At 47.1% G+C, this 11,805-nt stretch carries 6 protein-coding genes and 1 pseudogene; 3 read left to right on the top strand and 4 right to left on the bottom strand.

Annotated elements, in window-relative coordinates:
* The first annotated feature begins 434 nt into the window (after nt 1-434).
* From ACIQZ3_RS10170 to ACIQZ3_RS10160, 3 genes are read left to right on the top strand one after another with little or no spacing between them, the layout of a single operon-like run.
* Nucleotides 435-1,757, top strand: coding sequence for a TolC family protein (locus tag ACIQZ3_RS10170; protein ID WP_397392788.1), 1,323 nt, complete (start codon nt 435-437; stop codon nt 1,755-1,757).
* Complete coding sequence (locus ACIQZ3_RS10165; RefSeq protein WP_397392786.1) at nt 1,754-3,964, top strand: ATP-binding cassette domain-containing protein; 2,211 nt, start codon at nt 1,754-1,756, stop codon at nt 3,962-3,964. Before ACIQZ3_RS10170 ends, ACIQZ3_RS10165 begins: the two co-directional genes overlap by 4 nt.
* Entirely contained in the window at nt 3,961-5,310 is a 1,350-nt protein-coding gene (locus ACIQZ3_RS10160; RefSeq protein WP_397392784.1) for an HlyD family efflux transporter periplasmic adaptor subunit, read from the top strand. Before ACIQZ3_RS10165 ends, ACIQZ3_RS10160 begins: the two co-directional genes overlap by 4 nt.
* A gap of 262 nt (nt 5,311-5,572) precedes the next feature.
* Here ACIQZ3_RS10160 and ACIQZ3_RS10155 read toward each other — a convergent pair whose 3' ends face one another.
* From ACIQZ3_RS10155 to ACIQZ3_RS10140, 4 genes and pseudogenes are all read right to left on the bottom strand, one after another.
* Nucleotides 5,573-5,965: a lytic transglycosylase domain-containing protein gene (locus ACIQZ3_RS10155; RefSeq protein ID WP_397392783.1), complete on the bottom strand. Its 393-nt coding sequence runs from the start codon at nt 5,963-5,965 to the stop codon at nt 5,573-5,575.
* A 558-nt stretch (nt 5,966-6,523) separates the two neighbouring features.
* Nucleotides 6,524-7,189 carry a sensor histidine kinase gene (locus tag ACIQZ3_RS10150; RefSeq protein ID WP_397392781.1) on the bottom strand — a complete coding sequence of 222 codons (666 nt, stop codon included), beginning with the start codon at nt 7,187-7,189 and terminating at the stop codon, nt 6,524-6,526.
* Nucleotides 7,190-8,433: 1,244 nt separating this feature from the next.
* The gene (locus tag ACIQZ3_RS10145) at nt 8,434-9,054 is read right to left on the bottom strand and encodes a response regulator (protein ID WP_397392779.1); all 621 of its coding nucleotides are present in this window, start codon (nt 9,052-9,054) and stop codon (nt 8,434-8,436) included.
* A 268-nt stretch (nt 9,055-9,322) separates the two neighbouring features.
* A pseudogene (locus tag ACIQZ3_RS10140) lies at nt 9,323-11,805 on the bottom strand (hypothetical protein); the annotation flags it as partial.

Below are 11,805 nucleotides of genomic sequence, written 5' to 3'. Positions count from 1 at the left end.
AATGTGGTTTAAAAAAGATTTCCGCACCAGGGGTTTATACCCCCTGGTGCACCCTTGGAGCTAGCCAAGTCCCCGCGACTTGGTTTTGGGTCTTGATGATCCGGGAAAAGGCTGCGGCAAAATTTTTCTTAATGAATCATCTTTGCTGGGCCAAATAAAGTCCTATTGACTCAATGACCCGTTTATTTGGAGGCATCGATGAGGGCATTCACTCAAATTGATATTAGCTCAATAGCCAATATCAATTTGAGTGAATCTATCAAATAATATGCGATTGGTCAGTATATGCAGGATAATTTTTCATATCTATTGCAGTTTTTGCTACTTTTAAAAATTTTAAATGAACGCGCCCCTAAGGGGGTGCGCTTATGTGAGTAAGGCGGGTGCTTAGTTTGACGGTTACAGCAGCGTTACTTTTGTGTGAATGCGGGAAAATGACCATCGACCTCCCTTTGCAATATCGACTTCATCTCGTCACCCGTATTCGGTGGGCTGCGTTCATTGGCGCCTTCTTAATGCCGGGGGTGCTTATGGCAACATCTCTTTCTCTAGATGAGCTCTTGTCTCAGGCCATGGTTTCATATCCAACCATTCTTTCCAAGCAATCGAATCAAGAGGCTGCCCAGTCTGACCTGACGGCCTCTAAATTACGTTTTTTGCCTGCGCCATCCATCTCGAGTCAGCGCAATCAAATGGCCTACAATGATGGCGTTAGCATGGGCGGCAATCGTTCTGCTTCTACGATAGGATTAAATCAACCTATTTTTATGGGCGGCGGACTACTTGCCGCTTACGACAGGGCTAGCGCAAGGCTTTCTGCGGCTGACTACGCCCTACTAGAGACGCGTGAAGATGTAAGCAAGCGCTTGATTACCACCTATGCTGAGTGGTTTCGAGCATATCGAAAAATATTAGCGTTGGACGATAGTGTTCGGCTGCATGAAAAATTTGCGGGATTAATTACTCGTAGAGCTGAAGGTGGCGTTGCCTCTGGCGTTGATCGAGATTTGGGCGTATCGCGTCTTTTTCAGGCGCGCGCCGACCTGGAGACGCAGATTTCAGCGGAAAAAACGGCACTCTCAACCCTTTCTCAAATGGTTGGTTATCCCTTGGAGCGCTCTAATTTGGTGGGCCGAATTGCCGCTATGGCTGCTGTGCCAACTGGCTCTGACGTGCTTGAGAAAATAATACTCAATAGTCCGGCAATTGCCCGCGCCAAGTTTGAGGCAGAAGCTGCTGAGGCCGAGGCTAGAGAAGCTCGTGCTAGCGCGTTGCCGCAAGTGTCCTTCCAGGCTCAGAGACAATATGGAAACCCTTATGTGCCGGGTGCGCCAGGCTATGATTTGCTGGGCTTTGTTGTTCAATATAGCCCTGGGTCCGGGCTTGCTTCGTTTGCAACTACGGGCGCAGCCTTTAGCCGAGCGCGCTCCGCTGCGGAAATGGTGGAGGCCACAAAACGCGAGTTGACCAGCACATGGAGTGCCGAGTTCAACGAATATCAGTACTCCAAGCTCAAGGCCGATAGCCTGAAAGATTCGGCCGGCTTGAGTGTGGTGATTAGCGATTCATATGATCGTCAGTATTTAGTGGGCCGCAAGTCCTGGATAGATTTGATGAATGCCGTCAGAGAGCAAACTCAAACTCGCATGGCGCTGGTTGATGCTCAGGCCTCGGCCTTGGGTGCTAGCAGACGTCTGCAGGTAATTATTAATGGAACATTGGATTTTGATTATATGAAGCAAGCAAGCTCAAAATGACAACGCTAGATATTGTTGCCGGCAGTGCACCGGCTCAAATTGATACACAGGCAATTCAAAGGGCCGATGATTTATTGATGTCTGCGGCATGGGTTATTTCCACTGCTAGTCGAACTCAAGGCAAGGAGGTTGATCGCCTTCAGTTGCATGATGCAGTAAAAAAGGCCGCATCGCGATTTTCTGAAATCGTTGCTGTTGAGTCGGATTTGGCTGAGGGTGAGAGTGTTCCCGAGAGTCTTTGGCAAGGGCTTATTCAAGAGATTGCGCTTGAATCTGGTGTTGAAGGTGTGGAGCTGTATGAAACCCCGGATCCAGCTCGATTGCCTGCGATTACTTGGGTTTCAGGGGTTGGTTGGGGTGTTATTCGGACCCTGACTGCGCAGAATAAGTGGCTGGTTGATCTGAATGGTTCAATGCTAGAGATGCCAACAGACCTGAGCTTGCCATGTTTGCGTTTTCAAGTCGAGGGTCTGCGGTCAGGCTCCAAGGCGAGGCCGGTTTTTGAGCTTTTTAAAAAGCAATTTCTAAGTCATAAAAAAACATTGATAGAGGCGGCTTGTGCTGGTGCGCTGATTAATCTGCTGGCGATTATCACCTCCCTATATTCAATGCAAATCTATGATCGAGTGATTCCAACGCAGGGCTATTCAACCCTCTTTGTTTTAACTTTAGGTGTTGTCATCGCGCTATTTTTTGACCTGTTAATCAAAGTTTCTCGCTCTTATTTGATGGACGGCGTTGTGGTTAATATGGACAGCCGGCTGTCGAGGGCGATAGTAGGCAGGTTGCTCAGCATTCGATTGGATCAGTTGCCTAGTAGCGTTGGATCTTTGTCTGCGCAATTGCGTGGTTATGAAACTGTGCGCGCCTTCTTGTCAACCTCAACCTTTTATTTAATGGTCGACTTACCATTTAGCTTGCTATTTATAGCCATGATTATGCTAATTGGCTCGCCGCTCGTGGCCTTAGTCCCGCTCACCTTTTTCGCTGTGGCAATTGGTTTTGGTTTGGTAATGCGCGGCAAGGTGGATAGTCATGCGGCGCAAGGGACCGCTGCCGGAAATTTGAAAACCGGCTTATTAGTAGAGGCGATAGAGGGTGCAGAAACCATTAAGTCTGGCGCCGGCAATTGGGGCGTTTTATCTAAGTGGATTGATATTACGGCCGAGGCAATGCATCACGAGATGGCTTTGAGGAGTCTTACTGAGAAGAGTGGTTATCTCACTGGTTTATTGCAGCAGGCAAGTTATATTGGATTAATCGCTGTTGGCGCCTACTGGGCGGCAGAGGGAAATATGACCATGGGCTCTTTGATTGCCTGCTCGATATTAAGTGGCAGGGCTTTGGCTGCGATTTCTCAGATACCTGGCTTGATTGTGCAGGGCGCACACTCAAAAGCGGCGCTGGATTTGCTTGAGAAGGTGTTCGCTTATGAGGTTGATAATCATGGCATGGATCGACCTCTGGTGCCGCAGAGTCTGCTTGGTAATTACGACTTGGAGCTGGTTAGATTTGCTTACCAAGGCTCCCCTAAGGCCTTAATAATAAAAAACTTGTCTATCCGTGCCGGTGAAAAGATTGGTGTTTTAGGGCCTGTTGGCTCTGGAAAATCTACTTTATTGCGCCTGCTCTCTGGAATGTATCGCGCCAATGAGGGTCGAATTCTTTTGGATGGTTTGGACTTGGATCAGATCTCCAGGCAGTTCTTAGGTGAAAAAATTGGTTACTTGCAGCAGGATCATCGCTTGTTTAGTGGCACCTTACGTGAGAATTTATTAATTGGCATCCCCGATCCTGGTGACCACGTAATTAAACAGGCGGCAGCAAAAACTGGCCTGCTCAGCGCTATATCAAGTCACCCTAAGGGTTTGGATATGATGATTGCTGAGGGTGGCAAGGGGCTCTCTGGTGGGCAGCGACAGCTGGTGGCGTTTACCCGCTTGCTTATTAGTCACCCTAGTATTTGGTTGCTTGATGAGCCTACTGCATCCATGGACAGCACTACCGAAAAGGTTTGCATTGCTGCTATGCGCGGTGAAATTAGACCGGAAGATACGCTGTTGATCGTCACCCATAAGGCAAGTTTATTGCCGCTAGTTGATCGCTTAATTGTGGTGGCCAATCACAGGATATTAATAGACGGTCCGCGTGATGAAGTACTTTCAAAGCTCTCAAACAAGTCAATGGAAAGTGAGCGCTTAGCATGAGTGAAGATTTAGATCCGATAGCTACGGAGCAAGATCAAAAAGAAAAAGTCGTGCCCGTTTACCGTCGATGGGCACTGCGGAGTATCGATTGGCTTGGGGTGCGCGCCAAGGCTATGCGCTTGCGTATAGAGCCATCCGCAATGAAGGCGTGGGGTTTTTTCCAAGCTGGCGTTAATAGGGTTTTTGCACTAACAGATCACTCATCCCTGCGGGGTCCTCGCATTATTCTCAGGGTAACTGGGGTCTTATTAGTCACACTATTTTTGTGGGCGACAATCTTTAATATCGATCAGGTTATACATGCCCAAGGTCAAGTGATCGCCAATTCTCGCACTCAGATAGTTCAGGCCGCCGATGGTGGCGTGCTGACCGATATGTTAGTGCAGGAGGGTGATAAGGTTTCCCAAGGGCAGATTATTGCCGTCTTGGAGAAGGAGAGGGCTACGGCGGCCTACTCAGAGACCTTGGGTAAGGTAATGGCCTTAAAATTGACTGTTGCTCGCTTGCAGGCGGAGATAGCAGAGAAGGATCTTGTCTTTGACGCCAATATTGCTAAGGCCTACCCTGATATATATGAAACCCAAATGAATTTGTACAAGCAAAGGCGCAGCGGTTTTATGGAGCAAACCCAGGTTTTGAGGGATAACATCAAACTTGCTGATGCTGAGCTAAATATGAACTTGCCGCTTGAAAAATTTGGTGACATTAGCAAGGCTGACATACTGCGTTTGCGTCGTGCGCTAAATGAGGCAAAAACCCAGTACATCAACCAGCGCAATAAGTATTTTCAGGATGCCAGCGCAGAGCTCAATAAGGCGGAGGAGGATAGAAACTCACAGGAGCAGATATTGGCTGATAGGAGGCAATTGCTCGAGCACACTGATATTATTGCGCCCGCAGCTGGCATTGTGAAAAACGTGAAAGTAACCACCCTTGGCGGCGTGGTTCGCCAAGGCGATGAAATTTTACAAATCTTACCCACCGAAAGTGATTTGGTAATTGAAGCTAAGGTTAAGCCATCTGATATGGCTGCCATGAAGACGGGGCTTAAGGTAAAGGTGAAGTTAGATGCTTACGACTACTCGATTTTTGGTGCAATGAATGGGGTTGTAACTTATGTTAGTCCAGACACCTTGGTGGAGGAGAGTAAAGCTGGTCCCGTAACTTATTACCGGATTAAGGTGAGCATAGGTGAGGCAGAGTATAAAGGGAAGGCGATTGGTGATATTGAGGTTAGACCTGGTATGACTGCTACAGCTGATATTAAAACTGGCCTTCGTAGCGTCCTCTCGTTTATCTTAAAGCCTTTAACCAAAACTCTCAATGAGTCGCTTGGTGAGAGATAGTCTACATCTAGTGATTGCGACAATTTGCGCTAAATCATGAACTCGCCGCTCCTGGAAGGGTTGGATTTTGAATCCAACCCTTTTATTGGTGGGCTCTAGGTGCGCAAATAGTGGGCTTGCTCATTTTATTCGCAGGGGCCAGCAGCAAGATTGCTGTAATCAGACCCCTCTGAACATACACAGAATTTACAGGGTCGATTTATCTTGATCTGATGGCGGCTAAGGTATTTTCCTGATGATTGATTGCGTCTTCGACTGCTTGCTATTTTTCTTCTAAGCGCACGCCTACGGGTTTAATGGGATCGTCGAAGTAGCGATAGAGTAGTAGGATATTTTGTACATAGCCCATGGCTTTTTGGGGTATCTGATTGCGAAATGCATTTTCTCCCAAGAGGTAGGCTGCAATCACCATTTCTAGATCCGAAAATCGATTAAGTAGCTTTTGTAGATGCAGTGCACCAGCATTCAGATTGGCCACTGGGTCACGCGTGGATTCTTTATTTAGACCTAAACTTGCTGCGGTTTGCGGCATTAGCTGCATTAAGCCAATTGCCCCCATTCTTGATTTTGCCTTATCGTTGTAGTGTGACTCAATGCCTACAATGGCTTTTAGTAGTGCAGGTGAAATATTGGCCGCCGCCGCAGCATCTTCCATGGCACTCTCATGCTTATAAAACCCCTCGTAAATACTGACGCATGATGGAGTCTGCGATGAAGACTGAAGACAGTGGCGAATGCGCTCAGATTGCTGCAAATTAACTAAGGGGGATGTCCGAGTTGATTGTTTTGGGTTGATAATCTTGAGGGTTGGGGGTGACTGATGTTTTATATAGATCGGTTTTATCGGCCTACGCCCAACGGCGTTTATATTGTCGGGCGCTAGAGGTGGGGGCGAGAATGTATCAGCCCACGATGAGGGCATAAGCACTCCAAGAGCAAGTGCTAAGCTAATTTTGATGCGCCCCATGGCGTTATAGAATCCGCACTCTAGCATCCCCCGTCAAGCAGACATTCCTAAAGTGTTGTTTTCTGCCGGTGCTCGATAGTCTTTGGGCGGTATTCTGACAAAAGGGAGGCCAGGTCTTTCTTCGTTATAAATGGTAATCCAGTTTTCTGTAATTTCAAGCACTTCCCTGAGGATTTCAAATAAATACGCATTGAGTGCTTTATTCCATTAGGTTGATATCCGCGCCAATAAGCGCTTGACCGCTACTTATTGCTGAAAACGCTGCTCTGGTATGTCAATGGAGATATGCGTACCCCCAGCGCTTGATTTTATTTCTATATCTCCGTTCATGGAGTAGACCCTTGCGCGCAGATTCTTTAAGCCATTACCGCGACGCATGCTTTGCTGAGCTTCAACATTAAATCCTGTAGAACTATTATCGCTTAGCTGAATATAGGTTCGACTATTCGCGTAGTGTAATTTAATTTTAATTTGATTTGCATCTGAGTGTTTTAGCGAGTTCGTCAGGGCCTCGCGAATGGCATAGGCTAGGCTGATTGCATTCTTGCTTGAGAGTGGGGGACCTGCTTGATTGGGGTTTGGCAGGTCGGTTAGGATTTCAACATTACCTCCACCTTCTCCATGAATCGCCTTTAGTTGGCTGGCAACAATGCTGATCATGGCTGGTAGATCTGCGTAGCCATTTGGCGAGCCATTAATGATAAGTCTTAAATCATCTAATGAGTTATTGAGCAATGTTTTTGCTCCCTCTAGGGTCAATCGTCCAGTTTGGGCTTGAATGCTAGCCAAGGTGAGTGTTGATCCTAGGCCATCATGCAAATCTCGAAGAATAGTTGACCGCTCTAATTTGATTGCGTTGGCTATATGCGCCTCCATTTTTTGTTGATTTTGAAAAATGGAAAATATACTCATACAGAGTGTTAGTAGATACGGCCCTGCAAGCAGATAGCTAACAAGATTCACCGCTAAATGAAATTCCGCTACACCCAAGCCTCTTAGGATGGGGTTTAAGCTAACAATCATCCCGCTCAAGCTGAGGGCATCGTTGAGGATTGTTAGTGAAGAAGTGGCGAATAAAATCGCAATACAAAATATATCCCAGCTTTTTCTTGAGACCGATTTCATGAGAAGCTGAATTAAAACTAGACCCAAGAGAAGTGATAGGGATAGAAATAGACCTTCCCGAACTTGCTTTGCAAAAGCCTCATCCAGGAAAAAAGTGATTGATCCAAGAATTGCGATGAGTGGTAAAAATACTTTTACATATAAAGGGAGGTTTACTTTTGCTAAAAAGAAGATCAGGCGCAGGAGGCAGTATATTAACGCTGGAAATAGCGCCCATGCTGACAGTTTCCAGCCTAGCCAAAATTGCAGGGTAAGATTTTCAATGCTTAATGTGGCCTGCCAAACCAGTCCCAAAAGTGATGTTGTAAATACCACCCATAGCATTGACAGGTTTTTATTCCGCAGGGCGAGGATCAGGCATGCCGCAGCAAAAAAGAGGGAGATAGTTCCGATTATCTTTGGATATACCTCATCCCATTTATAGTAATTGAGCATTAAATTGAAAATGGCTCTTGTGTTGCCAATGTAGATTGGCCCTAGATCACCCAGTGAGTTTAGGGGGTGGATGTTGATAAGCAAAAGCCGTTTTTCTTTGGTTTTATCAATGGTAATTTTCGATATTAATGGCGCGTGTAATTTGACTTGCTGGTTTGGTGTTGATCCTGGGGCATTAAATAGTTCAACCCCATCGATGTATGCGGCCCCCCCATCTGGAAGTTTGGGTATAAGAATGCCAAAATGATTTCCTAGCAGATCGCTCTGATCTATTTCTATTTCCACCCACATGGAGTAAGGCGTATTTGAGGCAAAGTGCTTTGCTTGTATGGGGAGGTTTGTTGATTGCCAAGAGTGGTCGTTGATGTTTGGGGGGGTCTTGGAGTCAACATAGCTAACCCTAGCATCGAGAATTAATCTTACCCCGGCGGGTGTCTGTGTTCCTAGCGCCGGCAAGTAAAGCGCTGCTAGCGTTAAGATGGCGCAAATAAGATAAGGGTTTAGGAGGGTGGCGCACAATTTATTCTTAACCAGGGCCATATTTAGTTGAAAGTAATTCATTTGCTTATCCCATTGGACTAGGTAATTTTATGCATTTATTTAAACCAGCCTTTTTGACGGGCAATGTAGGCGGCCTGCATTTTTGAGTTAACCCCTAGTTTTCTATATATGGATTTTGTATATCCATTGATGGTAGCTACGGAGTTCCCTAGCTCCTGGGCTGTTGCTTTTAGTGATTTCCCAGCGGCCAACAATTGCAATACTAGGGACTCTTTTGGGGTTAGTGGATTTTTTTTGTCGCAGGAGTCTTCAATTAAATGAAATTTTCTTAATAGTCCTCTGGCGATTTGGGGGCTGATGGGTGAGTGTCCCAAGGTCAGGTCTTGAATGGTGCGTATTAAATTATTCGGTAAGTCATTCTTGAGGACGTAACCCTTTGCGCCAGCCCCCAGACTTTCTATGACACTGGCTTCATCCCCAAAAAGGCTGATAATCATGATATTTGAGTCAGGACACAGCGCGTTGGCCGCTTCCACGACAGCAATGCCATTCATATCCGGAAGGTTTAGGTCGCAAAGCAGAACATCAAAATCACAAGTTTTAACTTGATCTAACGCCTCTTTTCCTGTGCCAACTGACCACGCAAGGGAGCATTCCGATGACTCAAGAATGATTTCTTCAAAATGAAGTCGAAATTCATTGTGATCCTCAACCAATGCAACGCGAATTTTCTTCGATGCCTCCAAGCTTAATCCAGCTTTCTTTTGCGTGAGATCATTAGCCATACCTATTTTTTCGTGGGTTCCGGGCTCGGGATGTTGAGAGGACCAACCTAAGGGCTTGATGTAAGCTCATTTTATCAGGCAACCCCAGAGTTTGTTGGGTGCCACATGTCGCCTAATGTGGTGACATGTGGTGTATTGCATCCCAACGGGGTATGACATGATAAGTTGTTGATATGTATATTAATCAACTTTCCAGTAATTACAGTACCGTTAGCGCATCGTCTACATAGAGGCCAAAACCACTTGGCATACTGGCGGACCTGTATTCGTGGTAAGTATGCCCCTCAATAAAGCCATAGCTTTGCCCGAAGGTGGTGGATAGTTCAGATGCGGTATAGCCATTAAATCTTTGCCAGACATCCTGAAATCTGAGATTGCCGCCCCCATTAATAGCCGCCACATTGGTAAAGATATCAAATTGATTGGTAATGGATTCGGCTGAAAGAATCAGCGTGTTATTCGCATTGACTCCGGCGCCAGTGATATTGATCGCCTCTAGTGCCTCCAGGTTGGTCGTCGATAAGTCCAGCGTGAAGTTGCTTGTATCGTTCGCGAGCAGCAGTTGATCTATGCCTAAGCCGAAATCTATTGCGGCTTGCCCTGAGACGTTGTCACGATAGATGACAATATCGTTTCCTTCTTGAGCATTAATGATGTCATTGCCACCCAATCCATCAATGTAATCGTCCCCAGATCCACTGAAAATTGTCTCGACCCCTGCGCTACCAAAAATTGTATCCCTACCATCCCCGCATACTAGGGAGGTGTTGTCTATCCATAGATAGTTATTTCCACTGAGTGGGACGTTATATTGAATGGCATTAATATCTTTGAAGTCGAGTAGGCGAGCCTGGTTGTATTGATCTACATAAGCAATCGTTCCCGAAGACCTTGTGTTTACATCATCATAGCTAACCCGAAGGTCGTTAAAGTTTGCGCCGAAGGTGATGATGTCGAAGCCGTTTCCACCGTCCACATGAATATTGACCGGACATTCTTGGATGTAAAAAACATCATCACCATCCTCGCCATAAAACCAATATTCTCCAGCCAAGCTTAAGTCGTAGGCGCAGTAAAAACGATCGTTTCCTGCGGCTCCGTACAGCGTATCAGATCCGCCATACCCTTGCAGAAGGTCATTGCCATTACCACCAAGGAGCAAGTCATCCCCTTCGCCGGCGGATAGAAAATCATTGCCTTCTCCGCCTACGAGTGTGTCGTTGGTATTGCTACTATCCTGAATCGAGTCATCCCCATTACCACCCTCCAGATAGTCATCACCTTCCGTGCCATCCATGAAGTCATCGCCATCACCTCCATAAAGGGAGTCCTTGCCGTCACCGCCCACGATGGAATCGTCACCGTTGCCTCCATAGAGGATGTCATCCCCCTCTTCCCCATACACCGTGTCATCGCCATCGCCCCCCTCAAGAGAATCATCGCCATACCCGGAAAACAGTTCATCGTTACCGTTTTCGCCCAGCAAAGTGTCATTGCCGAGGTAGCCAACGATGGTGTCGTTACCATTATTTCCTTTGAGCAAGTCGTTACCGTCCCCCCCATCAATAAAGTCATCGCCTTCGCCGCCGTCAGTGGCGTCATCACCATCCCCGCCATAAATCACATCATTACCGTAGCCGCCATCTATGAGGTCATCACCGTTGTTGCCCTCAAGAAAGTCGTCGCCATTTTCACCGTTAATGATGTCGTTACCGTTGTCGCCAACCAGGTAGTCGCTACCATTTCCGCCACTTAGAAGGTCGTTGTCATCGCCGCCTATTATGGTGTCATCGCCATTTCCGCCGCTAAGAGTGTCATTGCCTGTGTCGCCAACCAGGTAGTCGCTACCATTTCCGCCACTTAGAAGGTCGTTGTCATCGCCGCCTATTATGGTGTCATCGCCATTTCCGCCGCTAAGAGTGTCATTGCCTGTGTCGCCAACCAGGTAGTCGTCTCCGTCACCGCCGTCAATTGAGTCATTTCCACCCTCGGCATACACGGTGTCATTGCCGTTTCCGCCGTCAATGGTGTCGTCGCCACCCAATTGATTGAAGTCGCCATTGTCTCCGTATATATAGTCATTGCCATTGCCTGCGGAGATGGAATCCCCGTCTAGCCCTCCGAGCAAACTGTCGTTGCCATCACCCCCCAAAAGAGTGTCTGATCCAGCCTGCCCAAATAATGTGTCATCACCATCATCGCCATTCAAGAGATCATTGCCTGCGCCACCAACCAAGGCGTCATTGCCATTGCCACCAACCAAGGCGTCATTGCCATTGCCGCCTCTCAACGTATCGTTGCCATTGCCGCCAAATAGTAAGTCTTCGCCATTGTCGCCATTAATGGTGTCATTATCATCGCCGCCATCCATGATGTCGTTGCCGTTGCCGCCAAACAGCGAGTCATTTCCATTATTGCCGTAGACGGTGTCATTGCCGTCGCCGCCATCCATGGTGTCATTGCCGTTACCGCCACTCAGAAAATCATCTCCATTATTGCCATAGAGGGTGTCATTACCATCGCCACCATCAAGGGAGTCATCCCCGTTACCACCGCTCAGAAAATCATCTCCATTATTGCCATAGAGGGTGTCATTACCATCGCCACCATCAAGGGAGTCATCCCCGTTACCACCGCTCAGAAAATCATCTCCATTATTGCCATAGAGGGTGTCATTACCAT

It is taken from the genome of Polynucleobacter sp. (genome assembly GCF_044342855.1).
Lineage (GTDB): Bacteria > Pseudomonadota > Gammaproteobacteria > Burkholderiales > Burkholderiaceae > Polynucleobacter.
The sequence above is the reverse complement of the archived record's forward strand: the minus strand, read 5'-3'. Positions and strand labels throughout refer to the sequence as shown.